Source organism: Pararhizobium sp. O133, from assembly GCF_051669845.1.
Taxonomy (GTDB): Bacteria; Pseudomonadota; Alphaproteobacteria; order Rhizobiales; family Rhizobiaceae; genus Pararhizobium.
This window is the reverse complement of sequence record NZ_CP196427.1, coordinates 222645-247829: the sequence shown is the minus strand read 5'-3', so window position 1 is coordinate 247829 and position 25185 is coordinate 222645. Positions and strand designations below refer to the sequence as shown.

The window sequence follows — 25185 nt, the reverse complement described above, 5'->3', positions numbered from 1 at the left end:
GATTCGGCACCGGCGGTTTCCGGGGAATAAACGGAGTTTTTTTGGCTTTTCCAGACGTCTCATTCTCGCGATCCGCCTTCACGGGCATTGCTCTGACTCTGGTTCTCACCGGTTGCGCCGCGCGCGAAGGCGTGCGGATGACCGACAGCGCGGTCACCGTTTCCGAGGATACGGCGATTGCCATGCCGCCACCCGGTGGGCCGGCCATCGTCAATATCGTCGAACGGCGCTTCAGCAATGCGACGCAGCAGGACATCTTCCTCTTCACTTCCGCCTCGACGCCTGGCCAGAACGTCATGCGGGTGCAACTGTTCGGCCCGGTCGGGTTCGAGCGCGACAGCGACAAGACGCTGCGCTATTCGTCGATCCGCGCCACCGACATCGCCAAGGAGATGCGCCGGGAATTGCCGGGCGTGGCGCTTCGCCAGTCGCCGCTTTACCTGCAGAACAATTACGGCCCCTTCAGCTACGCCTTCGGCAAGGGGCGCCAGAACGATTCCTGCCTCTACGCCTGGCAGCAGATCCGCTCGCCGGAGGCGGCCAGAACCGTCTTCCAGAATCGCGGCACGATCCAGGTTCGCCTGCGCATCTGCGAGGAAGATGCGAGCGAAGAGAAGCTGCTGGCGATCATGTACGGATACACGATCCGGGCCGGCTTCAGTGCTCCCGGATGGAATCCCTATGGTGAACCGCCGAGCGTCGATCCGACATTGGGGCAGACCGGAAATCCGATCTATCCGAAGACCGACGCGCTACGAAACGCGCCGTCCCTCACCGAGGACGAGCCGGAGCCGCGTGTTGTCGTGCGACAGGTTCGCGCTGCGCCAACCGTCAAAAAGGTGGAGGCGGTGAAACAGCCGGTCGCTGAAGAAACCATTCCTTTACCAACAACCACGGATATAGATGCAGTCGTTGTGCCGTCTCCAGACTGTGTGACACAGTCAGGCGGCGCCACGCAGTGCAAGTAGACTCGGCATAGTGCTGACTGTCCACGGCAGTTCGAGTCGCCGCGGCATTTCAGACTACCGTCGACCAGCATGTTTTACCGGTCGGCTTCGTGAAAGGCAGCAACCATGCGCAAAGTCGGCATTATTCTGTTCTGGGGAATAACGTCCCTTTGCCTGCTGGCTCTGGTCAGTCTGCCGATCAACCTGCAGACCCAATTGATCGCCAGCATCGCCGTCGTCACCTTCATGGCGGTCATCAAGATCCTGCGGGCGGAAGGGACCTGGCGCCTGACCGCGCTTGCCTTCGGTACGGCGATCGTCATGCGTTATGTCTACTGGCGCACCACCAGCACGCTGCCGCCGCTCAACCAGCCGGAAAACTTCATTCCCGGCTTCCTGCTCTATCTAGCCGAAATGTATAGCGTCATGATGCTGGCGCTCAGTCTGTTCGTCGTCGCCATGCCTTTGCCGCCGCGCCCGTCGCGCGCCGCATCCGAGGGTAAATATCCAAGTGTGGACGTCTTCGTGCCGACCTATAACGAGGATGAAGGCCTTCTTGCCAACACGCTGGCGGCCGCCAAGGCAATGGACTATCCGGCTGACAAGCTGACGGTCTGGCTGCTCGATGACGGCGGCACGGTGCAGAAGCGCAACTCAGCCAATCTGCTCGAGGATCAGGGCGCCAAGGCGCGCCACCATGACCTGCAGGAGCTCTGCAGGGAACTCGGCGTCAATTATCTGACGCGCGAGCGCAACGAGCACGCCAAGGCGGGCAACCTCAACAACGGCATGGCGCATTCGCAGGGAGAACTGTTGGCGATCTTCGACGCCGACCATGCGCCTGCCCGCGACTTTCTCCTGGAGACCGTCGGTTATTTCGAAGACGATCCGAAGTTGTTCCTCGTCCAGACGCCGCACTTCTTTCTCAATCCCGATCCGGTGGAGCGCAACCTGCGGACTTTCGAGCGCATGCCGAGCGAGAACGAAATGTTCTACGGCATCATCCAGCGCGGTCTCGACAAGTGGAACGCGTCGTTCTTCTGTGGTTCGGCGGCCGTATTGCGCCGCAAGGCACTGGATCAGACCGGCGGCTTCAGCGGTGTCAGCATCACCGAGGACTGCGAAACCGCCATCGATCTGCATGCCAGCGGCTGGAACAGCGTCTATGTCGATCGGCCGCTGATCGCCGGGCTGCAGCCGGCGACATTTGCCAGCTTCATCGGTCAGCGCAGCCGCTGGGCGCAAGGCATGATGCAGATCCTGCGCTTCAAGTTTCCGCCGCTGAAGCGCGGCCTGTCGATACCGCAGCGGCTTTGCTACACTTCGTCGACGCTATTCTGGCTGTTTCCGTTTCCGCGTACGATCTTCCTGTTCGCGCCGCTGTTCTATTTGTTCTTCGATCTGGAAATCTTCACCGCGTCCGGTGGCGAGTTCTTGGGCTATACGCTTGCCTACATGCTCGTGAACCTGATGATGCAGAACTATCTCTATGGATCGTTCCGCTGGCCATGGATTTCCGAACTCTACGAATACGTGCAGACGATCCATCTGTTGCCGGCGGTCATCTCGGCAATCCTCAATCCACGAAAACCGAGCTTCAAGGTGACGGCAAAGGACGAGTCCGTGCTTGTCAGCCGATTGTCGGAAATTAGCCGGCCGTTCTTCATCATCTTCGGCGTCCTGCTGTTCGCGCTGGCGGTGACCGTCTATCGTGTCTACACCGAGCCCTATAAGGCCGACGTCACGCTGGTGGTCGGTGCCTGGAACCTGCTGAACCTCGTTCTGGCCGGTTGCGCGCTTGGCGTCGTGTCGGAACGTGGCGAACTGAGCGCGACGCGGCGGGTCAAGGTGACGCGCCGCTGCGAATTCGGGCTTGACGATGAATGGTATCCCGCCACGATCGACGATGTCTCCGCCAATGGCGCCCGCATCAATGTCTTTGCCAAGAACCTGTCGTCGCCGCCGGTCGATACGCGCGGGCTGATCCGCTTCAAGACCCATGGCGGCGACATCGAGGAAATACTCCCGGTGGCGATCCGCAACACCCAGGTTGCCGGCGATATCATCACCATCGGCTGCCTCTACCTGCCGGAAGTGGCGCGCCATCACAGCCTCGTCGCCGATCTTATCTTCGCGAATTCGCAGCAATGGACCCAGTTTCAGCTGTCGCGTCGCGGCAATCCCGGCCTGTTCCGGGGCACCGTCTGGTTCTTCGGCCTTGCCTTCTACCAGACCACGCGCGGCCTCATTTATTTCTTCAGCAATCCGGGCGCGCGGGACAAGGCGCGCAAGCTGACGGAGGCCAGGAAATGAGACGTCCCGTTCTCCTGGCTTTCGCCCTGCTTGCGCTTTCAGGCGCTGTGATCCATGCCCAGACGTTGCCGTTCGACATGACGCCCGAAAGGCCGGCCGACAGTCCGATGTCCGACACGCCGGCGGTGACCGTTCCGGCGGACGGCGCGGGCGCGGCTGAAACGCCGGCTGTGAGCGTGACGGAAACCCCCATCGTGCAGCCGGCGACGGCCGAGCCGTTCCGGCGGTTTATTCTTCCCAACGGCAATCTGGGGCTGGCCGGTGAGTTCGACGACCGGACCTGGTCGGTTTACCTGACGCCGCAGCAAGCCGCGACCGGCACGAAGCTGAATATCGGGTACCAGAATTCGATCGTCGTCGCGCCGGAAGTGTCGCAGCTTTCCGTCGAGGTCAACAATACAAGGATCGTCGATGAGCCCGTGCGTTCACCGGATTCTGTTTCCGACCTCAGTCTCGACCTGCCGAAAGGGCTGCTGAAGCCCGGTTCGAACTTGATCCGGCTGCGTTCCAACCAGCGCCACCGCACCGACTGCACGGTGCAATCGACGTATGAACTCTGGTCGAACATCGAGGCCGAAAGAACCTATCTGAGCTTCGCCGACAATTCCGCGCAGGCTCTGCAGAGCTTCGACGACATCCGTGCAATCGGCGTCGATGAGGGCGGCTTCACCCGCTTCAATTTCGTCGTGCCGGCACTGGAACAGCCCGGCGCGACGATTCCGTTGATGCGGCTTTCCCAAGGGCTGGCGCTGCTTGCCAACATGCCGAACCAGGCCTTTTCCTTTGACACACAGGGCCTGCCGGCCTCCAAGCCGGGGGAAATAACGGTTCTGGTCGGCACGCCCGGCGAAATCCAGCCGCTCCTCTCTTCCCTGCCGTCAGGCGCCAGTTCGGCGCCCATTGCCGGGTTCGTCCCGGATCCGAAAACCGGATCACCAATCCTCGTGCTGAGCGGTCCGACCTGGCAAGCCATCCGCACCGCGATCGAAAGCATCGTCGCGCCGATGGATGTCGATGGCACCACGCGCCGCGATTTTCTGGCGACGCAGCGTTGGCGGTTCCCGGATGCCCCGTTCCTGTTCGGCGATACGCGGCTGAGCTTTTCCCAACTTGGCGCGAAGACGGAGCAGTTTTCCGGTCGCAGGTTCCGCACGGATTTCACCGTTGGCATTCCCTCCGATTTTTATGCGGACGCCTATGGCACGGCCGTCATCCTGCTCGATGCCGCCTATTCCGAAACGGTGCTGCCGGGGAGCCATATCGACGTTTATGTCAACGGCTCGATTGCCTCCACTGTTCCAATCACATCTTCCGGCGGCGGTATTCTGCGGCATCTGCCGATCAACGTGACGATGCGGCATTTCCGCCCCGGCGTGAACACGATCGTGATCGAGGCCATCCTTGAAACCGAGGACGACGAGGTATGCGCCCCCGGCGTGACCGGCTCGGATACGCCGCGCTTCGCCCTGTTCGACACGTCCGAATTCCACATGCCGGATTTTGCCCGGATCGGACAGCTACCGAATCTCGCCGCCCTGTCGGGGACGGGCTTTCCCTACAACCGGAGCCAGGGAGCCATTCCGCTCTCCATCGACCGGATCGACGCCGACACATTGTCCGCGGCCGCGACGGTGCTCGGGCGCATGGCGGTGGCCGCCGGTCATCCCATCCAGGTCGAAACAGTCGCATCGCCGGCTCTGATCGGCAACAGAAGCGCGATCTTCATCGGCTCGCTTTCGCAGATGCCGCAAGTGGTCTTCACCCAGATGAACATCGCGGAAGCGGCCCGCAACACATGGGGACCTGACCCCGGCGGTCAAGACGGAGGCGTCGATACGCAGACCGCATTCGACGAATGGCGGGATAAGCTGCGCGGCGGCCTGTGGAGCGGTCAGATCGGCGCCTTCGAGGATTGGGTCAAGCGGAATTTCGACATCTCGTTCGCGTCGCTGCGTTTCGCGCCCACTTCCGAGAGCAGCTTCACGCCGTCGAACGAAGCCTCGCTGCTGATCGCTCAAGGGTCGAGCCCGAACGGCACGGGCACATGGTCAGTGATCGCCGCACCCAGCGGTCGGGACCTGCACGAAGGCGTCGAGGCGTTGAGCACGCTTTCCAACTGGTCGCAGCTTGCCGGCCATATCACCACCTATCAGCGCGGCAAGAAAACCGTCGGGACGGTTCCGGTCAACGCCTTCAACTTCATCCCGACCCAGCCGGCATCGTTCTCCAATTACCGGCTGATCGCGGCCAACTGGCTATCGACCAACATCCTCTCCTACGCCGTGCTGCTGTCGGCACTCGGTGTTCTGCTGGGACTTGCGACCGCTGCGTTACTGACCAATCTCGGAAGGCGGAAATGATGGGAAAACTGCTTGCAGTCCTTCTTGCAGGCATGTTCAGCTTCTGCCTGACGACCGCTCCGGCGGTGGCGCAACAGCCCGTGATCGCCGCCGAGGCATGGAGTGCCTACAAGGCGAAGTTCCTGGACCCCGCCGGCCGGATCATCGATGACGGCAATGGCGGCATCAGCCATAGTGAGGGGCAGGGCTATGGGCTGCTGTTGTCGGTCCTTGCCGGGAGCCCGTCGGATTTCGCGTTGATCTGGTCCTTCACGCAGACCGAACTGCTGCTGCGCGACGACGGCCTTGCCGCGTGGAAATGGAATCTGAGCGCGAAACCGCATGTCACCGACATCAACAACGCGACCGACGGCGATATCTTGATCGCCTATGCCCTGGGGCTCGCCGGCCAGCAATGGTCGCGGCCGGACTATATCCAGGCCGGGACCCGCATCGCCCGCGCCATCCTGGACAAGACAGTTCTCCATCAGGGCGGACGAAGCGTGCTGCTGCCGGGGGCCACCGGGTTCTCCGCCGCAGACCGAGAGGACGGCCCGGTCGTCAATCCATCCTACTGGATTTTCGAGGCATTTCCGGTCCTCGACACGCTCGCGCCGTCGCCGGAATGGGCAAAGTTGCGCGACGACGGCGTGGCACTTCTCGGTGAGTTCCGATTCGGCCCGAAACAACTGCCCGCCGATTGGGTCTCCCTGACATCGCCGCCCAAGCCTGCCGCGGGCTTTCCGGCGGAGTATGGCTACAACGCCCTGCGTATCCCGCTTTATCTCGTGCGCGCCGGTATCACCGACCGGCAATTGCTCGACCATTTTCGCCGGCAAACGGCCGGTGCAAACGGCACATTCACAACTATTGATTTAGTAAGTGGAAACGTAAAGGACAACCTTTCCGATCCGGGTTATCGAATTGTTAACCATATTCTGGCCTGTGTAGCGGACAAGACCGCGCTACCGGCAGATCTCCAGCAGTTCACGCCGACGCTTTACTATCCTTCGACGCTCCACTTGCTGGGGTTATCTTTCATCGCTGCAAGGCAGCCGGAGTGCTTATGAAGTCGACCTTCATCGCATTGTCAGCAGCGGTTATTGCCGTCGGCGTTGTCAGCATGAAGAAGCCTGACTACGTGAAGCATGTCATGAGCGTGTTTTCGTCTGCGGACGAAGCGGAGCAGACACCGCTCTTGCCGCGCGCAATCGAACAGCAGGTCGCGCAGTCCACCGAGAACAAGCCGGCACCGGTCTTCCAGGAAATCAAGCGTCCGGCCCAGCTCGCCGTTGATACCGTCGTCACCGCGGCGATGGACAAGAAAGTAGACGAGAGCGCCCTGCGCTATTTTGCAAGTCGGGGCGATACGGTGCGGCTGCAGGCCGAAATTTCTCGCCTGAAGGCGCTTTACCCAGATTGGACGCCGCCCAAGGATCCGCTGGCCATTCCTCAGAACGAGGACAAACAGCTGGAATCCATGTGGGACCTCTACGCCCAAGGCCGCTATACCGAGGTGCGCAAGGCGATCGCCGACCGGCAGGCGGCAGAACCCGCCTGGAAACCGCCGGCCGACCTGATCGACCGGCTGACGGTCGCGGAAGCCCGCACACGACTGATCAATGCCTCGGACCTGAAACAATATGAGACCGTGGTCAGGATCGGTTCGGAAACGCCGAGCCTCCTGACTTGCAGCGAAGTCGATGTACTCTGGCGCGTTGCCGAAGCATTCTATCGCACCGACAAGGCCCAGCGCGCTACCGACGCCTATACCTACATTCTCAACAATTGTCAGAACAGCGCGGAGCGCCTGGCGACAGTCCAGAAAGCCGCCGCCATTCTTCCTGCCAGGGATGTCGAAACGCTTCTGACCAAGGAAAAGACGACGCCGGATGGCACGAAGGAATTCGACGGCATCCGCGACGATCTCGCGCGCCGGTTCGTTGCCGAAGCGAATGCCGATGGCAAGCTCGTCGTTTCGCCGGAATATCTGTCGCGCGTCGAACGGCTCGCCGAAACCGGCGGACTGGCGTCCGACGCGCTGCTGCTGGGCTGGTATCACCTGCCGCGCAGCGACATGGAAGAGGCCGAGAAATGGTTCCGCCGTGCCCGTGACAAGGAGGATTCCGCCACGGCATCGCAGGGGCTTGCGCTTGTGCTGATCGATCGCGGCGTTCCGCTCGATGCGGAAGACGTGATGTACCGGTGGCGTGACACCTCCGAAGATGCAAAGTCGGTCTATCTGGCGGCGACCGCAAACCTCCTGGCGCTCGATCCTCCCGTGTCGATCAAGGCCGAGGTCTTGAAGCGCATCGCCGCCGAGACGATCAAGTCGCGGGATGCCGCGACCGCCCAGCAATTCGGCTGGTATGCGCGCGCGCTCAACCAGCCGCAGACGGCGATCCAGTGGTTCAAGACCGCGCTCGGCTGGAAGTTGGACGACGAACCTTCCGCCTATGGCCTTGCCGTCACCTATCTCCAAGTGGAGGATGCCAAAGGCCTCGCGGAAATCCAGCACCTATGGGCCGGTCGCTCTGAGCGCATCGCCAGGGTCGGCGAAGTGGAGGAGCCGGAAGAAAAGAAGACGACGTTGCAAGTGCCGGCCGTCGAGGAAACCGTCGTCCGTCGGCAAGTGCGTGCGCCCGCCCGTACCATCGTGGTCTCTGAAGAACCGCGGGAAGCCGAGATCGTCATCGAGCGCACCCGCCCGCGCAAGACGGTCAGCACCGGACGTGGTTGCAAGACCACCGTCAACCCACAAACGCTGGCTCCGGAAGCGGCGCTGGCGCGCGGCTGGTGCCTGATGGATCTAAACAGGCCCATGGAAGCGGCGGCCGCCTTCGAGGTCGGCTTGCTTGGCTCGTCCGCCAAGACTCGCGAAGATGCGGCCTATGGCCAGAGCCTCGCCTATCTGCGCGCCGGGCTGGCAAGCAAGGCCGCCGTCTCCGCCGTCAAGGCGCCGCAGAACCGCAAGCGCGCTTATGAGTTGCAGAGTGCCATCCTGGCCGATAAGGCCGTGGCGGCATTCGATGCCGGCCGCGCGCGCGAAACACTCCTGGTTCTCGATCAGTTGAAGCAGATCGGGCCGGAGCGGACGGACCTCCTGTCGCTCCGTGGCTATGCCTATCTGAAGCTGAAGCGCTATGCCGACGCGCGCACGGTGTTTGAAGCTTTGGCAGCCGTCGGCAATCGCGACGGTCAGCGTGGACTTGGCATCCTCTACCAGATATTCAACGACAAGAATTGATTGCTCCGCGCCGCTTGGCCGGATGATCGCTTGTCCTTGTTATCGCAGCGGAGTGGAAAATCGTGACATCGTCCCCCTTGGATATCCCGGTCAGGACAGTGGATGGCAGCCAGACGACGTTGGAAGCCTATCGCGGCCGCGTGATGCTGGTCGTCAACGTCGCCTCGAAATGCGGGCTGACGGTCCAATATGAAGGACTGGAAAAGCTGTTCGAAGCCAAGCGTGACGAAGGCCTTGTCATCCTGGCGTTCCCGGCCAACGACTTCATGGGGCAGGAACCGGGCACCGAGGCCGAGATCGTCGAATTCTGCACCAGCACTTATGACGTGCAGTTCCCGATCTTCGCCAAGATCTCGGTCAAGGGCGCGACCGCCCATCCGCTGTACCAGACCCTGACGCAAACGTCGCCCGAAGCGATCGGCGAGGGGCCGATGCGCGAGCGCTTGAAGGGTTATGGCGTCGTCGCCGATGATCCGGCCGACGTGCTGTGGAACTTCGAGAAATTCCTGATCGGCCGTGACGGCAAGGTCGCCGCCCGTTTTTCCCCGGATGTCACGCCGGACGATCGCCGGCTCGTCACGGCGATCGAGAAGGAACTGGCGCGCCGCACCTGACGCGCCAACAGGAATATCAACGGGCGGTGCGGGCAAGATAATTCCGCACGACACGCGCGACCATTGCCAGCGACACCGCGCCGGCGTCGGGATGGCCGATGCTTCGCTCCGCAAGCGGACGGGCGCGGCCGAGCTTCGGCGTCAGCGCCGATGTGGCGTCTGCCGCGACAGTCGCTGCGTCTGCCGCCGCCGCCCAGGCTTCCGCCAGTGATGCTCCACCGGCAGCTACCCGTTCGAGCGTGTCAACGAACGGTACAAACGCGTCGACCATCGTCTTGTCGCCGAGTTTCGCCCGACCGAGGCGGGCAACGCCATCGAGTGCGAGCCGTGCGCCTTTGACTATCGCATCCTTTTCGATGCCTTCATTGTCGCTCAGCGGATTGCTCCAGGAGCGTAGCAGCAATCCCCAGATCGCCCCGGAGGTTCCGCCGGCGCGGTCGGCCCAGGCGTCGCCGGCGACGGCGAGAACGCTCGCGGCACCCGCTCCAGCCGCGACTGCGGCATTGGCGGCCTCCAGTGCTGCCGCCGAACCACGGCGCATGCCCTGCCCGTGATCGCCGTCGCCCGCCTGTGCATCGATGCGGCCAAGCTCGTCCTCGGCGTCCTTCAAGGCTGCGGCGATCTGCGTCAGCAGACCTGCGATGCACGCGCCCGCCGTCTTCGATGCTTCGGAGGCCGGGGCAAATGTGGTTTGAGCATCCACGTCTTCCGGCATATCGATGGCGCGTTCCGTGGCAAAGGAGGCGCCCCGGCGCAGCACAGGCGTATCGCAGGGCGCGGACCAGAGCGTTTCCAGTTCATCGTCCAGCCAGAGCAGCGTCAGCGAGCAGCCCTGCATGTCGAGGCTGGTGACGAATTCTCCGGCTTCCGGCGCCACCGTCTCCAGTCCAGCCTCCGTCAGCAGGCTGGAAATTGTCGTCCAGAGCACGAACAGTTCCTCGTATTTCGTCGCCGAGGCCATTGAGGATGACGCCGACTTTCTTAGTGCCGGTGGGACGTTCGGCGAGCAGCTTTCCCGTCAGCAGCCTGGCGAGATCTGAAGCCGAAACGATCTTTTCTTCCTTGATGCCCGGCTCGCCGTGGATGCCGAGACCGAGCGCCATTTGTCCCTGCGGCACGGTAAAGAGCGGGGCGGCTGCGCCGGGAAGCGTACAACCCTTGAAAGCGACGCCGAAGGAGACCGTGCGGCTGTTGGCAAGCCGCGTGACACGCTCGACCTCATCGAGGTTCATGCCGGCTTCCGCCGCCGCACCGGCAATCTTGAAGACCACTAGAGCGTCGTTCCCTTAGTACGCCCCATTCTGCTGGAAGGAATTTTGGCCAGAACCAAGGCGGCTGGCGAAAAGCGCAGCAAAAGCTGCGGTTGAGACGGCCACCGCCGGTCGTGGCCAAAATTCATCCAGCCCTTCGGGTTGGCTGAAAACGGCCGCCCACTGCGGCGGATGGCTGGACCGATGGATGTCGCATCGCTCTGCGCCATCCTTCTTGTGGATCGGCCGTTTTGAGCCAACAGAATGGATCGTATTAAGAGAACGATGCTCTAGGTCGCCGGCAATGCCGCGCCGCTTGGAACTGTCCTCGATCGCCGCACTCGCGACATCGTCCGTCACCGGCACGATCCGCACGTCGATTCCCTCGGCCCGCAGCCGTTCGGCCGCGACGCCGAAATTCAGCACGTCGCCGGCATAGTTGCCAAAACCGAGTAGAATGCCGCCACCCCGATCCGCATGGCGGCAGACGCGCGCCACGGCGGCCGTCGAAGGGGACGCGAAGACGTCGCCGGCCACGGCGGCATCGGCAAGACCCGGGCCGACATAACCGGCAAAGGCCGGGTAATGACCGGAGCCGCCACCGACGACGACCGAGACCTTGCCGTTCGGCACCCTTGTCGAACGAACCACACCGCCCTTCACATGGCGGACATAGCGGCTGTAGATCGCCGCGAAACCGGCCAGGGCGGTGGTGGCGAAGTCCTCTGGGGCATCGAAGATCGTGGTCATGACAGTGTCCTTGGTCGCGAGGCGGGATTTGCCTCAGATAATCGCGATTTGCCGCGCCGACGGAAGCCCTCGATCGCCATAAAGTTCGCGGACGGATCGCTCGGACGCTTGCCGCACCGGGCGCAAACGGATGTGCTATAGTCCGGCGACGGCATCAGAACCGCAAAACTGACCTGTCCGTCATGCGCATGCCATCGATCTGGAACCTAAGCTCGCCCCAGCCGTTCTCATTCCGTTGGAAGGTAGTCCCGATGAAGCACAAACACGCCACCAAAGACGATCTGCACAGCATCCTGGACCGGAAGATGACCGCGCTCTTTCGCGAAATGGAGGATGCGGACTTTAGCGCGGACGAGGTCGCCGTTGCGATCGATGACATTGTCAGAAGGCGATGGCTCAATCGGGCGCAATCGCTACAGGATGCGCGCGAAGCCATGCCAAGGAATTTCGTTTCCGATGGAAACGAAGGCTAGGCGAGCTTCTCGTCCTTGTCGAAAGGAAACGCCGATGGCAGCCAGTTTTCAGGTCATTGCCCTGAGTTCCCTTGATCCGGATGGAAGCGACCGGCGCGATGAGCCGCAACTCCCTTACCCCGAGGCGCTTGCTACTGCGCAGTCGCTGAAATTCCAGGGCAAGGCTTTTCGCGTGTTTGCCGAGGATCACCCTTCGGATGACGAGATGCAGGCCTTCCGCGAGCTTGGTGCGCTGACATAACCGCTACCTGTGCGACCGCATGCAACAATCGCACCCGGATACCGACATGCCTGCTGCATAATTCCTTAAATCGGGATAAAAAATACAGCATATTTTACTTCGAACAAAAAACGGCGGACCGAAAGCCCGCCGCCTTTATGTGTCGCCAAAGTTCCTCAGTGACGCTTCGAACGCGGAGCCTGCTTTTCGCCGGCGCCTTTGCCATCCGAGCTTCGGGAGCGCTCCTCGACACGATCGGCGCCTTTTGCCAGATCCGAGCCTTTTTGGGCTTCGACCTTGCGTTCTTCCGCGGCGGTGCTGCGATGCAGACCGCGCGCTGCTTCCTTGCCTTGTTTTGTCCGGACTTGTTCGACACCCATATGATCATCCTTCGTTCGATATCACGACTTGCTAAAACGGAGATCGCTCGGAATTGTTCCTTGCGGGTGGCGGTGAGGCAAGGCTCGGGTACCAATCACGCGTCAGCGATTTTTTCGGTCGAACGGAACGACTTCGCCACGGCTCCCGAAGATCGCCTGTGCGATGATCCTGCCCAGCGCCTCCTCGGTGAAGGGCTTGCTTATGGTTTCGTAGGAAGCAATTTCGCCGGGCAGTTCGGCGTAGCCCGTTGCGATCACGATCGGCAGGTTCGGTTTCTTGACGCGAATGGCGGCAGCCAGTTGCGCGCCGGTCATGCCTGGCATCGCATAATCCGTCACCAGGCAGGAAATTTCGGGATGGCGGCCGAAAAGATCCAGGGCCTCCAGCGCCGTCGTTGCGGAAAATACGGTCGCGCCCAGTTCCTGCAGCGTGGATTCGGTGTTGATGAGGATCAGAGCCTCGTCGTCGACGACAAGAATCGTCTGGCCATCGAGCCGCGGAGTATTACGAGGGACGATACCGGACTTTCCGCTTTCGTTTCCCGGTGAACTGGCCGCCGCCACCGGCAGCCAGATGCTGATCGTCGTGCCGAGACCCTTCTGGCTGGCAATGTCGAGCGCGCCGCCCGATTGGTCGGCAAAGCCGCTGGCCATCGATAGGCCGAGCCCGGTTCCCTTGCCGACGCCCTTGGTGGTGAAAAAGGGTTCGCGCGCCCGTGACAGGGTCGCCTCATCCATGCCGGCGCCGGTGTCAGTCACCCGGAGGCATACATAGGAACCGTCGCGCAAGGTCGGGGGAGCCGGAATCGGGCCGTCCGCCGCGATGGTGATCGTGCCGACTTCCATCGCATCGCGTGCGTTGACGACAAGATTGAGCAGGACCATTTCAAGCTGGTGCGGATCGGCAAAGACCGCCGGCAGCCGCTCGGGAAATTGGGTAAGCAAGGTGATCCTCGGCCCAAGTGAACGCCCGATCAAGTCATGCATGCCATCCACGAGGCCGCGGATCTGAACGGCTTGCGGGCTGAGGCTCTGGCGTCGGGAAAAGGACAGCATGCGCTGGGTGAGAGCCGCGCCGCGCTGCGCGCCCTCGATGGCATTCTCGACCATGCGAATCGCCCGGTCTTCCTCCGGAATGCGTTTGCGGATCATTTCGAGATTGCCGAGAATGATCGCCAGGATGTTGTTGAAGTCGTGCGCGACGCCTCCGGTCAACTGGCCGACGGCTTCCATCTTCTGGGATTGCCGGAGTGCTTCCTCCGCCCGCCGCCGCGCCGTCACGTCAACGAGGCCTCCGACCGCCCGGATGAAGACGCCATCGGCATCCCGCTCGATCCGAGACGTGGAAAGGACGTCGATGAAATCCCCTTTGCGAGTGACGAGCCGGTATTCCCGCTCGCGCATTTCGCCTTCGGCAAGGAGCCGTTGCCAGTCGCCAATCCTCTGCCGCGCCGATTCCTCCGTCATGAAATTGATGAGCGGGCGACCGATCACCATGTCGCGTTCGTAGCCAAGCATGGTGAGCCAGGCATCGCTGACATCCTCGATACGGCCGTCCGCGTCCAGCGAATGGAGAGGCAGCGGTGTGCGCCGGTAGAGCGAGCGGAACTGTTCGGCGCTTTCCTTCAGCGCCCGCGCCTCCTTCGATGCCAACGCCGCGAACCTCCGGTCGAAGATGGCGGCGACGATCGCGGCGACCAGGATCAGGAAGGTGATTCCGGAAATCGCCAGGGCCAGGCTGTTCTGGTTGACGCTGCCGCCGATCTCCGCCCCCATGTCGCCGTGCATGGTGAACGTCGCAGCCTTCATGCCGGCGAAATGCATGCCGGAGATCGCCAATCCCATGGCAAAGGCGGAAATGATCTTCTCGATAAAACGTGCGCCGCGAAAGGCGAGCCACAGCGCCGTGATAGAGGCGGCCATGGCGATGACGACGGAAATGAGGACCCAGACCGGATCATATTGCAGGCTGGCATGCATCCGCATCGCGGCCATGCCGACATAGTGCATGGCCAGGATGCCTGTGCCCATGAAAAGTCCGCTGAAAACCAGGGCCATCGGGCCGGTATCGGCGCGCGCCACGACCGCAAACCCGACCCCGGTGAAGACGATCGCGGTCAGGAGCGAGAGAACGGTCAGCCACAGATCATACGCGACCTCCATGCCCGGCAGGACATAGGACAGCATGGCGACGAAATGCATCGCCCAGATGCCGCCCCCCAGACAGATCGTTGCGGTTGCCAACCAGGCCAGCGAGGCGAGACGGGTGGCGGCCACGCTCATGCGGGACGCGAGATCAAGCGCGGTATAGGACGCCGCCATGGCGATCATGACGGCAAGGATCACAAGAGAAACGTCATGTGATCCGATCATTCCAGTACCTCCTGTTCATATCGACACCGCAGGCAACGGACTGCGCCACGCGCGATCAGACGGGCAAGTCTTGACGCTGAGCAGCCCGATTGCTTCCGATTCTGTCACGTGTGGTTGTTTTTGCCCATAGGCTTCATGTGAAGGTTCCTGCAAAAATGGACGACCATGGTGCCGGAGGGGCGCCCGTCTTCAGGTGGCTGGAACCGTAAGAAGCGGCAACCGGCCTGCCTGGTTGAGCCAACCGGTTTCGATGTTGTCGGTCTTTTCCGCAGATTTCGCGCGTGCATGCCGTCCAGGTCTTCTGCAGAGGGCGCTCTTCGAAAGGATCGAGCGCCCTTCGTGTTCTTGAGCCGGGCGGAGCATCGTGGCGACCTTGTTTTGGAAACGGCGCGTACATATTTCACAATCATCTGAACGACGAAATCGAGACGAGACAATGGATAAAACTGCCTTTGCGCGATCAATTGTTGCCGTGCGCGCGACCATTCCGGAAGATGCTTTCACCGCCGGTTCCCTCGGCACCCTGCGTGAGGGAAGTGGCGTCGTGATCCGCGCGGATGGTCTCGTGCTGACCATCGGATACCTGATGGTCGAGGCGGAAGAGGTCTGGCTGATGGGGCAGGATGGCAAGGTGGTGGCCGGCCACGCCCTGGCCTACGATCAGGAAAGCGGCTTCGGCCTTATCCAGGCGATGGGGCCGCTGAACTTCCCGGCTTTGGTGCTTGGTGACAGCGCCACGGCAAAGCGTGGCGATCCGGTCGTCGTGATCGATGGACACGGTCAGATGCAGGAGGCCGCGATCGTCGCCAAGCAGGAGTTCGCGGGCTACTGGGAATATCTTCTGGACGAGGCGATCTTCACTGCGCCTGCCCATCACTCCTGGGGCGGTGCCGCCTTGATCGATCAGGATGGCAGGCTGCTCGGGATCGGGTCCCTCAAGTTGGAAATGAGCCGCGGTGGACAGTCATCCGATATCAACATGATCGTCCCCATCAACCTGCTGCGTCCGATCCTGGACGATCTTCTGACCCGCGGAAGGGTGGACAAGCCGCCGCGTCCCTGGCTCGGCGCGATGGCCGCCGAAAGCAATGGCGATGTCGTGGTCATCAGCGTTTCGCCCGAAGGTCCGGCGGCTCAGGCCGGCTTGCAGGGTGGTGACGTGATTTCGGAAGTGCGCGACGAGGAGGTTGGCGGACTGGCCGACTTCTATCGACAGGTCTGGAAAAGCGGTCCGGCGGGCGCCGAGATCCCGGTGAGGGTGCTGCGCAACGGCCGTGAAACGTGGCTCAGAGTCAAATCCGCCGACCGCGACAGCTTCTTGAAACGACCCCAGCTTCAATAGGGCAGGGATGGCGGGTCTCATCTTCAGCAAGTCGCCTCGCTGATCTCCATGCCACGCCGAAGTCCTCCACCTTGTTTGAGCCCGCACAAAGATCAATGCCGCACAAAGCGGCATGATGGCGGCGAAGGAAAGGAGGGTTGATGATGGACGAGACCCTTGCCGCTGTCGACATCGCCCGGCTGGAAAAGCTTCAGGGTGAAGTGCTTGATCTCTGCCTGCGGCTCGAAGAGGCGGCGGCCGAGCCCGGCAGCGCGGAAGACCTGGTCGAGCTTGCCGAAGCGATCCTGCCGTTGCTGACAGTCGTTCACGATCTGGAGGAACGGCTGCTCTTCCCCGATTTCGACCGCCATGCCGGCTCCCATTTTGCCGCCGTGACCATCGAACGCCTGAAGGCGGAGCACCGCTGCGACCGACTTCAGGCGGAAGAACTGTCACGCACGATGAAGGCCATCGCGGACGGCCGCAGCAGGCTCTCGCCCGAGACCGTCTGGCGCATGCTCGGCGGCTTTCAGGAAAGCCTGCGCCGCCATGTCTTTTCCGAGAGGATGATTCTTGAAAGCCTGCTTGCCGCGAAGTCCGAGGTGCGCAGCATCTTCGGCTGATCCGGCTTTCACCCCTGCGCCACAGCGACACCGCGCCCGCGCGCCACCCATGCGGCGCCTTCTCGCTGATGCAGGAAGCCGTTGGAGAAACGCACACCTGGATAGACGGTCGCAAGCTCGGTTAGCGCCTCGTCTCCATCGATACGACCATCGAGCACCGCCCGGTAGATGGCGGCGACACGCACCATGTCGCAATCCTGCGGCGAGAGCCGGACACGGGCAAGGCCTGCAGCGACAAAGGGCGCGAGATCATCGAGCAGCACGGCGCAACTGTTGGACATGGTCTGCACACCGTTGAGCACAAGGAAGGATTGCCGGTCGAGCGTGCGCAGCGCCAGGCCATCCGGATCCTCTCCGCAGATGAACTGGCAATTGTCCTTGGTCAGCCCCTTCGAGCGCGCATGGGCGCAACGCGCGGAAATGGCGAGTGGCATGCGGCCGAAGGCGAAGAGTTCGAAGGAGAATCCCGGCATCTCCTTCAGCATCCGCTCAATGGAGGCGGCCGGCAGCTCCGGCGGCAGACAGATCGTGTTTGCCCCGCGCGCGGCGAGCGTACGTGCGGTCGCGGCATTGTAGACATTGACCAGCGGGCCGATCGAATGCGGCTGCCCTGCGAGCAGGCCGAGCGCCGAGAGGTCGTTCGCTTCCACCCGGTGGTCGCTGTCGCGGATGAGGTCGCGCATATGCCGGCTTTCACGCTCCAGCGTCACCATGGCGAGCGTCGAGAGCGTCACCTGCTTGCCAGCCGCCTCAAGCCGTTCGATGACATCGGCGACATGCGGCTCGCTGAAATGCTGGCGCTTGGAGCAGACGGTCTCTCCGAGCGTGACACATTCGATATCGGCCTCGTCGGCGATGCGGAAATAAAAATCCCGCCATTTCGGCCCGTCCCAGAGATAATAGACCGGTCCAAGGCTCAGCGCCGCTCGCTTGTTTTCCATCTGTCGTCTCCTATCGCCAGCGCTTGTCATAGGCGCCGGAGGTCGTGCGCTGCCCCTCGCTCATTGCCCGAAGCCGGGAAACGAGGACGGCGCGTTCGGCTGGGGTCGCTCGGAGCGCCTTCTTCAGCGAGGAAACCACTTCGGCGACATAGGCCTTGCCGCGCTGGCGTCCCTCGATCTTCAGCGCGGAAACGCCGGCCGCCCTCAAAGCGTCGATCTCGTCGATCACGTCGAGCGAGACCGGATCCTCAAAGGCATAGCCCTCCGTTCCGCCGACATCGAAACGCCCCTTGCAGAGTGTCGGGTAACCGGAGGCCTCGCCGGGCGCGAAGCGGTTGATCGTATAGGCGCCAAGCTCGGAAACGAGCGACCCGCCCTCGTCGCGGTAACGCACATGGCTTGCCGGCGAGCAGACGCCGTTCATGTTCGGCGATTTGCCCGTCGCATAGGAGGAGAGCGAGCAGCGCCCTTCCGCCATGACGCAGAGGCCGCCGAAGGCGAAGACCTCCACCTCGCAATCGACCTGCCGCGTCAGGCGGGCGATGTCCTGCACCGTCAGCACGCGCGGAAGCACCACGCGTTTGGCGCCGAAGGCCTCGACGAGGAAACGGATCGCATCCGGGTTGGAGGCGGAAGCCTGGACGGAGACATGCAGGCGCTGATCCGGATAGCGTTCGGCGACATAGGCCATCAGCCCGAAATCGGCGAGGATCAGGGCATCCGCCCCAAGGGCCACCGCATCATCGGCGGCACGGTACCAGAGCGCCTCATCTCCAGCCCGCATGAAGGTGTTGAGGGCGACGAAAGTCTGCACGTTCTTGCGGCGGGCAAGAGCGATCGACTGGCGCAGTTCCTCGCGGCTGAAGTTGAGGCCGGGAAAGTTGCGGGCATTGGTCTCGTCGCGAAAACCGCAATAGACGGCATCGGCACCGGCTTCCACCGCTTCGCGGAAGGCGGCCGGCGTGCCGGCGGGGCAGATCAGTTCCATGCGGTTTCCCTTCCTTCGAGCGCACGTTCCCGGATATGGCGTGCGACGCCGCGAACGAGCGGTGAAAACAGGCCGGCCAACGCGCCGAGTTCTCGCGGCAGGTCGATGGCGCTGTCATCGAGCGCATTGCGCAGCGCCAGCATCGCCTCCATGTCGCCGGTAACGGCCAGATCACGGGAGAAGAACAGCGCGTCGGCATCGCAGCGCCCTTCGAGCAGACCGAGGAGCAGCACCAGCGGCCCTTCGATGCGCGCGTCCGCTTGTGGTGGGACACCGCGGAAGACCGAGATTGCCTGCGCGGCCGGAACGACGCGGAAATGCAGCGGCAGGTCGGTGGGCGAGAAGCAGTAGCGGCTTTGCCGGTAGTCGCCGAGCCGGTCGAAGAGAGCGGAATGAGATTTCAGGACACCGGAAAAGATCGTCCGCGCCACGCGCTGGACAAGCCAGAGCGGTGCGATCTCGACGGGTTTCACCAGAAGCGGAGGAAGGTTGGGCATGAGCGGGCCTTGAAGGATCGATGCCACAACCTAGGCAGCGTCGCGCCTCAAGTGTTTGCGCCAGCACAAAGAACGCGCCGTTTTTTCCCGGCAAGGGTTCGCCATGAAAGCCGATATCCCCGTTCCGCGCCGCTATGACAGCCTCCAGGATTTCGTCGCCCTGCTGGAGCGGCGGGCGCGGCTGAAGCGCATTCGCGAACCTGTTTCGCTGGTCCATGAGATCACCGAAATCCACCGTCGTGTCCTGGCGCAAGAGGGACCGGCGCTGCTGTTCGAACGGCCGGTCGATGTGGACGGCAATGTCCAGCCGATTCCGCTTCTCGCCAATCTTTTCGGCACGCGCGAGCGGATCGAATGGGGTTTCGGGCTGGAGGCCGGCGGCCTGCCGCGCCTTGCCGCCTTCCTTTCGGACCTGCGCGATCCGAGGCCGCCGCGTTCGATGCGCGATGCCCTGCGAAAGCTGCCGCACCTGAAGGCCGCGCTGTCGATGAACCCGCGTCCTGTTTCCCGCATGCCTTGCCAGCAGACGATCTGGCAGGGCGATGCCATCGATCTCGACCGGTTGCCGATTCAGACCTGCTGGCCCGGCGAACCCGCGCCTCTCATCAGCTGGCCGCTGGTGATCACGCAGGCACCGGACGATCCATCTGATATCAATGTCGGCATCTATCGCATGCAGAAGCTTGGGAAAAACCGGCTGATCATCCGTTGGCTGGCCCATCGGGGCGGCGCGCGCCATCACCGGCTCTGGCAGGCGCAGGGCAAGGCGATGCCGGTCGCGGTGGTGATCGGCGCCGATCCGGCCACAATCCTGTCCGCCGTCATGCCTCTGCCGGACGGCATGAGCGAACTTGCCTTTGCCGGCGTGCTGAGTGGCCGGCGGCAGCAGACGGCGCGGGGGGTGACCGTTCCCTTGCCGATTCCCGCAGGAGCGGAAATCGTGCTCGAAGGCCAGGTCTCCGCCATGGAAACGGCGCAGGAGGGGCCTTACGGCGACCATACCGGCTATTACAACTCCGTCGAAGCCTTTCCGGTGATGACGCTGTCGGCGATCACCATGCGCCAAGATCCGATCTATCTCTCCACCTATACCGGCCGTCCGCCGGACGAACCGTCACGGCTCGGTGAGGCGATGAACGATCTCTTCGTGCCGCTGGTGAAGCGGCAGTTCCCTGAAATCCGCGACCTCTGGTTGCCGCCCGAAGCCTGTTCCTACCGCGCCATGGTCGTTTCCATCGACAAGCGCTATCCCGGCCAGGCGCGGCGGGTGATGATGGGCCTGTGGTCCATGCTGCCTCAGTTCAGCTATACCAAGCTGATCATCGCCGTGGATGGCGATATCGATGTCAGGAACTGGGCGGATGTCATCTGGGCGCTTTCCACCCGCTTCGATGCCAGCCGCGACCTGATGGTCGTCGACAGGACGCCGATCGACTATCTCGATTTCGCTTCGCCCCAATCCGGCCTCGGAGGCAAGCTCGGCCTGGATGCCACCACGAAGATCGGCACGGAGACTGATCGCGAATGGGGACGCCCCCTTGCCATGGCGCCGGAGGTGGTCGCGCGGGTCGACAGTCTCTGGCACTTTCTCGGTCTTGATGAGGTGACGGCGTGACGGTGCAGCGCGTCATTCTCGGTATTTCCGGGGCATCGGGCGCGGTCTTGGGCGTGCGTATCCTCGAGCGGCTCGCAACGCTTGCGGATGTCGAAACCCATCTCGTGATTTCCGAGGCGGCCCGGCGAACGCTCGCGCTGGAATGTGACCTCGATACGTTGGAAAGCCTCACAGCACTCGCCCATCATCATCACCCGATCGGCGATGTCGGCGCTTCCATTGCCAGTGGTTCGTTTCGTGCCCATGGCATGATCGTCGCGCCATGCTCGATGCAGACGTTGTCCGCCATTGCCACTGGCCGCGCCGATACGCTGCTGTCCCGCGCCGCCGACGTGCAGCTCAAGGAGCGTCGCCGCCTAGTGCTGCTGGCGCGAGAAACCCCGCTGCATCTTGGCCATCTGCGCAGCATGGTCGCGGCCACGGAAATGGGCGCCATCATCATGCCGCCGGTGCCGGCCTTCTATCATCGTCCGGCCTCCGTCGCCGATATCGTCGATCATCTCGCCTGCCGGGCAATCGATCTCCTGGCATTGCCGCAACCAACCCTGGCGAAGCAGTGGGAGGGGCCGAAACCGGACTGATGTTGTCGCCCGCTTTCATGGAAGAGGGAACGTCAGCCTCCAGGAGAGCAGCGACAAGGCATGAAACACGGGCATGAAAGGCGATGCCAATGAATTTTCTGAAGACGATATTCCTTCGCTTGCGCGGGAACTCGCGTGACACCTCGTCTTCGCCGCGGGAGGACGGGAAATCCCATTCCTACGCCAGAGACTATGAAATCTACTATTGGACGCCGACAGATGGCGGCTGGTATCATTGGTAACGCTCGATGATCGGCCTGTAGATTCGCCCTGAGGGTGAGGGTGACCTGAAAGCGGATATCACGCAGGTGATCGACGCGATGAGATGGTCGTCTTCATGGCGTGAGCGCGTGAACCCGCAGGCTTATTCCTGCGCTGAGGCTCTCACCGTCTTTTAAGGAGATGAGCCCGCCGTCAGTCGGCTCGGCATGCGCATTTGGATGATGAGTCATCGGCTCAAGACAGAAGAACGCGGCGCCGGAAGAGGGGGCATAGATGACGATGTGGCCAAAGGCCGGGTCGGCTTCGAGGGACAATGCCAAGCTGTGTTCCGGCCATTCGATCCGCGCCGTGCCGTCCCAGCCGTCAAAGGCATTGTTCAGCCAGTGCTCCGGCAGGGTTGCGCTGGTCGAGATATCGAAATCCGGCGGGAGTGGGCCGGCTTCGCCCGGCAGGTGACCTTCCCGTTCCGTCCAGAAGCGCCGCACATTCGCCTGGATGCGCGTCGCCGGTGTCCGGGGGAAATAAGGGTGGAAGCCAAGTCCGTAAGGCAGTGTCTGCTTTGCCCGATTGGTGACGCCAAGCGACAGGGACAGGCTGTCGTCGCCGAGCGCGATGGTTTCCATTGCCTCATAGGCAAAAGGCGAAGCGGTATCCGCTTCGTGGTGGTAGTGGAAGACGATCCGGTGCGGTTCCTGCTCCACGATCGTCCATCGCCGGAGCCAGCCGTCACCGTGCAGGACGAGCGGGTCGGCGGTATTGGCTGCGAGATCGTAGTCCCGCCCATCGAACCGGAACGCATTGTTTTCGATGCGATTGCCGAAGGGCACGAGGGGAAAGCAGGCCTCTATGCCGAGCACCTGCGAGGCAAGGCCCGGAGAGCGCGTCGACGCCAGAATGGGGATGCCGCGCCAGTGGGCCGAGAGGATGGCGCCACCGAGCGGGCTCACATCGACCGTGAGCCCGTCCTTTTCGAGGCGGATGACATCCTCGGCCGTCACGTCAACCGCGCCGGCCGGCAGCGGCCGAACGCAGGTTGTCGAGCAGGACCGCGAGCAACAGGATCAGGCCGCGCACGACATATTGGTAGAAGGCCTGGATATTGAGGAGGTTCATGACATTCTCGGCAATGCCCATGATCAGCACGCCGACGACGACGCCGGTCATGGCCGCCCGACCGCCGGCAAGCGAGACGCCGCCGAGCACGCAGGCCGAGATGACAGAGAGTTCCAGTCCCGTCGCGGCATTCGGCTGGCCCGACGTGATGCGCGAGGCGAGCAGCACGCCGGCAACGGCGCAGACAAGGCCCTGTAGCGCGAAGATCCATATCCGCATATTGGAGACGTTGACGCCGGCAAGGCGGGAGGCTTCCGGATTGCCGCCGATCGCCAGCGTGTTCTTGCCGAACACCGTTCGGTTCAAAATGAAGCCGAAGATGATGAAGAATACCGCCATGACCCAGATCGGCGTGGGTATGCCGAGGAATTTCGACAGCGACAGCTGGTAGAAGCCGGGATCGTTGATGCCGACGGCGCGGCCATCCGAGGCGATCAGCGCGAAGCCGCGCACGATCTGCATGGTGGCGAGCGTCGTGATCAGCGCGTTGATGCGGAAGCGGGCAATGACCACGCCGTTAATCAGGCCGACGCCACCGCCGCACAGGAGTGCGGCAAGAAGACCAACGATGATCGAGCCCGAGGCATTCGAGGCCATGACCGCGATCATGCCGGAAAAGGCGACGGTCGAACCGACCGACAGGTCGAAATCACGCGAGGCGAGGCAGAACATCATCGTGCAGGCGACGATGCCGATGGTGACGACCGATTGCAGCAGGCCGAGCATGTTGCGCTCGGTCAGGAAGTTCGGAACCGTCAGCGCCACGATGGCAAAGGCGATGGCGAAGATGACGACGAGGCCTTGCTCGCCGAGGAGGAGTTTTTTGAGAGACGTCATCGCGACTGGACCTGTTGTGTTTGGAGTTCGCTGGCATTTGCCACGTCCGGAAGGGCGGCGGCCAGGATGCGGCGCTCGTCGAAATCGGGGCGCGCGATATCGGCCGCGACCTTGCCCTGGCACATGACCAGGATGCGGTCGGTAATGCCCATCACCTCCGGCAATTCGCTGGAAATGACGACGATCGCCATGCCCTGACCGGCGAGTTCATAGAGGATTTCATAAATTTCCGACTTGGCGCCGACATCGATGCCACGGGTCGGCTCGTCGATGATCAGAACCTTGACGCCCTGCTCGGACAGCCAGCGGCCGAGGATGACCTTCTGCTGGTTGCCGCCGGAGAGGTTGACGATGTCCTGCTTGCGCGACGGGGTGCGCACGCGCAGCTTGGCGATAAACCTTTCCGCCAGTTCCGCCTCCTTTTTCGGCTGGAGAATGCCGAAGGGGGAAAAGTGGCGGCGCGAGGAGATCGCCATGTTTTCCTCGATATTGCGGCCCTGCACGATGCCGTCGAACTTGCGATCCTCGGGGCAGAGCACGATGCCGGAGCGGATCGATTGCGGCGGGCTGTCGGGCGCAACGACAGTGCCATCGACGCTAACCGTCCCCTGCGAACGATCGTCGGCGCCATAGACGAGGCGGGTCATCTCGCTGCGGCCGGCGCCGATCAGCCCGAAGAAACCGAGAATTTCACCCTGACGGACGGAAAAGCTGATCGGCGTGCGCAGCTTGCGGCCGGCAATATCCTTGACTTCGAGCCGCACCGCGCCCTGTTCTCGCGGGCGAAAGCCCCAGATGTTGGCAATCTCGCGACCGACCATTTCGGCAATGATCTGCTCGCGGGTCGTCACGGAAACATCCGGATGGTGGGCGGCAAGCTTGCCGTCGCGCAACACGGTCAGGCTGTCGCAGAGTCGGAAGATTTCGTCCAGCCGGTGAGAGACGTAGAGGATGACCTTGCCCTGCGCCCGCAGCCGGTCGATCAATGCAAATAGGATTTCGCTTTCGCGCGAGGAGAGCGACGAGGTCGGCTCATCAAGCGCAATCACGCGGGCATCGGCCATCACGGCCTTGGCGATCTCAACCATCTGCCGTTCGCCGATGGAAAGCGAGGCGACCTTGGCGGCGGGATCGATATCGATGCCAATTTCCCTGAGCTTTTCCTTCACCACGCCGGTAAGGCGGCTGCGGTCGATGACACCGGCCTTGCCGGGAAAGCGGCCAAGCCAGAGATTTTCGGCGACCGTCAGTTCCGGCACGAGTTGGAGTTCCTGATGGATGACGATGACGCCTGCTTCGAAGGCGTCGCGCACCGAGCGATAATGCTGGGTCTTGCCATCGATCCGAATCTCGCCGGTATCGGCCGACTGGTCGCCGGACAATACGCGGATAAGGGTCGATTTACCGGCGCCGTTTTCGCCCATCAGGCCATGCACGGCACCCTTCCTGACCGAGAAGGAAACGTCGGCGAGCGCCTGCACGCCGGGATATCCCTTGGATATCGACTGGAATTCAAGAAAGTCCGTCATGTCAGCATCCCG

20 protein-coding genes and 2 pseudogenes are annotated in these 25185 nt (G+C 62.5%); 12 read left to right on the top strand and 10 right to left on the bottom strand.

Annotated elements, in window-relative coordinates; genetic code table 11:
- Window positions 1-41: 41 nt before the first annotated feature.
- The 6 genes from bcsN (at window position 42) to ACST81_RS23585 (ending at window position 9460) form a co-directional block, all read left to right on the top strand.
- Window positions 42-968, top strand: a complete 927-nt coding sequence (gene bcsN, locus ACST81_RS23610; RefSeq protein WP_438754564.1) for a cellulose biosynthesis protein BcsN — start codon at window positions 42-44, stop codon at window positions 966-968.
- Between the two features lie 105 nt (window positions 969-1073).
- Window positions 1074-3260, top strand: a complete 2187-nt coding sequence (gene bcsA, locus ACST81_RS23605) for a UDP-forming cellulose synthase catalytic subunit (protein WP_438754562.1) — start codon at window positions 1074-1076, stop codon at window positions 3258-3260.
- A complete protein-coding gene (locus ACST81_RS23600) occupies window positions 3257-5620 on the top strand; it encodes a cellulose biosynthesis cyclic di-GMP-binding regulatory protein BcsB (RefSeq protein ID WP_438754561.1) in 2364 nt (787 codons plus the stop codon). Before bcsA ends, ACST81_RS23600 begins: the two co-directional genes overlap by 4 nt.
- Window positions 5620-6669, top strand: a complete 1050-nt coding sequence (locus ACST81_RS23595) for a glycosyl hydrolase family 8 (protein ID WP_438754611.1) — start codon at window positions 5620-5622, stop codon at window positions 6667-6669. Before ACST81_RS23600 ends, ACST81_RS23595 begins: the two co-directional genes overlap by 1 nt.
- On the top strand, window positions 6666-8846 hold the full coding sequence (locus ACST81_RS23590; protein ID WP_438754559.1) for a cellulose synthase: 2181 nt from the start codon (window positions 6666-6668) through the stop codon (window positions 8844-8846). Before ACST81_RS23595 ends, ACST81_RS23590 begins: the two co-directional genes overlap by 4 nt.
- Before the next feature lie 62 nt (window positions 8847-8908).
- A complete protein-coding gene (locus ACST81_RS23585; protein ID WP_438754558.1) occupies window positions 8909-9460 on the top strand; it encodes a glutathione peroxidase in 552 nt (183 codons plus the stop codon).
- Between the two features lie 16 nt (window positions 9461-9476).
- Here the strand turns inward: ACST81_RS23585 and ACST81_RS23580 are convergent.
- Both ACST81_RS23580 and ACST81_RS23575 read right to left on the bottom strand, forming a co-directional pair.
- Window positions 9477-10734 (bottom strand): annotated as a pseudogene (locus ACST81_RS23580) (dihydroxyacetone kinase family protein); the annotation flags it as partial.
- 270 nt (window positions 10735-11004) lie between these two features.
- Window positions 11005-11460, bottom strand: a pseudogene (locus ACST81_RS23575) (dihydroxyacetone kinase subunit DhaK); the annotation flags it as partial.
- 251 nt (window positions 11461-11711) lie between these two features.
- Between ACST81_RS23575 and ACST81_RS23570 the strand changes: the two are divergent.
- Window positions 11712-11933, top strand: coding sequence for a hypothetical protein (locus ACST81_RS23570; RefSeq protein ID WP_438754556.1), 222 nt, complete (start codon window positions 11712-11714; stop codon window positions 11931-11933).
- Window positions 11934-11967: 34 nt separating this feature from the next.
- A complete protein-coding gene (locus ACST81_RS23565; protein ID WP_438754555.1) occupies window positions 11968-12174 on the top strand; it encodes a hypothetical protein in 207 nt (68 codons plus the stop codon).
- A 155-nt stretch (window positions 12175-12329) separates the two neighbouring features.
- Here ACST81_RS23565 and ACST81_RS23560 read toward each other — a convergent pair whose 3' ends face one another.
- Both ACST81_RS23560 and ACST81_RS23555 read right to left on the bottom strand, forming a co-directional pair.
- Window positions 12330-12533, bottom strand: a complete 204-nt coding sequence (locus tag ACST81_RS23560; protein WP_438754554.1) for a hypothetical protein — start codon at window positions 12531-12533, stop codon at window positions 12330-12332.
- Window positions 12534-12635: 102 nt separating this feature from the next.
- A complete protein-coding gene (locus tag ACST81_RS23555; RefSeq protein WP_438754552.1) occupies window positions 12636-14906 on the bottom strand; it encodes an MHYT domain-containing protein in 2271 nt (756 codons plus the stop codon).
- Window positions 14907-15342: 436 nt separating this feature from the next.
- Between ACST81_RS23555 and ACST81_RS23550 the strand changes: the two genes are divergently transcribed.
- Together ACST81_RS23550 and ACST81_RS23545 are read left to right on the top strand one after the other, a co-directional pair.
- Window positions 15343-16248 (top strand): S1C family serine protease, encoded by a 906-nt coding sequence (locus ACST81_RS23550; protein WP_438754609.1) that lies wholly within the window; start codon window positions 15343-15345, stop codon window positions 16246-16248.
- Between the two features lie 140 nt (window positions 16249-16388).
- On the top strand, window positions 16389-16850 hold the full coding sequence (locus ACST81_RS23545; RefSeq protein WP_438754550.1) for a hemerythrin domain-containing protein: 462 nt from the start codon (window positions 16389-16391) through the stop codon (window positions 16848-16850).
- Between the two features lie 8 nt (window positions 16851-16858).
- On the opposite strand, the gene ubiV is transcribed toward ACST81_RS23545, so the two are convergent.
- From ubiV to ubiT, 3 genes are read right to left on the bottom strand one after another with little or no spacing between them, the layout of a single operon-like run.
- Window positions 16859-17791 carry a ubiquinone anaerobic biosynthesis protein UbiV gene (gene ubiV, locus ACST81_RS23540; RefSeq protein WP_438754549.1) on the bottom strand — a complete coding sequence of 311 codons (933 nt, stop codon included), beginning with the start codon at window positions 17789-17791 and terminating at the stop codon, window positions 16859-16861.
- A 10-nt stretch (window positions 17792-17801) separates the two neighbouring features.
- A complete protein-coding gene (ubiU, locus tag ACST81_RS23535; RefSeq protein ID WP_438754547.1) occupies window positions 17802-18779 on the bottom strand; it encodes a ubiquinone anaerobic biosynthesis protein UbiU in 978 nt (325 codons plus the stop codon).
- Window positions 18770-19276: a ubiquinone anaerobic biosynthesis accessory factor UbiT gene (gene ubiT / locus ACST81_RS23530; protein ID WP_438754546.1), complete on the bottom strand. Its 507-nt coding sequence runs from the start codon at window positions 19274-19276 to the stop codon at window positions 18770-18772. Before ubiT ends, ubiU begins: the two co-directional genes overlap by 10 nt.
- Window positions 19277-19379: 103 nt before the next feature.
- Here ubiT and ACST81_RS23525 point away from each other — a divergent pair, with 103 nt between their 5' ends.
- Window positions 19380-20891, top strand: coding sequence for a UbiD family decarboxylase (locus ACST81_RS23525; protein ID WP_438754544.1), 1512 nt, complete (start codon window positions 19380-19382; stop codon window positions 20889-20891).
- Window positions 20888-21472 (top strand): UbiX family flavin prenyltransferase, encoded by a 585-nt coding sequence (locus tag ACST81_RS23520; RefSeq protein WP_438754542.1) that lies wholly within the window; start codon window positions 20888-20890, stop codon window positions 21470-21472. Before ACST81_RS23525 ends, ACST81_RS23520 begins: the two co-directional genes overlap by 4 nt.
- 335 nt (window positions 21473-21807) lie before the next feature.
- Here ACST81_RS23520 and ACST81_RS23515 read toward each other — a convergent pair whose 3' ends face one another.
- From ACST81_RS23515 to araG, 3 genes are read right to left on the bottom strand one after another with little or no spacing between them, the layout of a single operon-like run.
- Window positions 21808-22692: an aldose 1-epimerase gene (locus ACST81_RS23515; RefSeq protein WP_438754541.1), complete on the bottom strand. Its 885-nt coding sequence runs from the start codon at window positions 22690-22692 to the stop codon at window positions 21808-21810.
- A 1-nt stretch (window position 22693) separates the two neighbouring features.
- On the bottom strand, window positions 22694-23644 hold the full coding sequence (gene araH / locus ACST81_RS23510; RefSeq protein WP_438754539.1) for an L-arabinose ABC transporter permease AraH: 951 nt from the start codon (window positions 23642-23644) through the stop codon (window positions 22694-22696).
- Entirely contained in the window at window positions 23641-25173 is a 1533-nt protein-coding gene (gene araG, locus ACST81_RS23505) for an L-arabinose ABC transporter ATP-binding protein AraG (RefSeq protein ID WP_438754538.1), read from the bottom strand. The genes araH and araG overlap by 4 nt, the downstream gene beginning before the upstream one ends.
- Window positions 25174-25185: the final 12 nt, after the last annotated feature.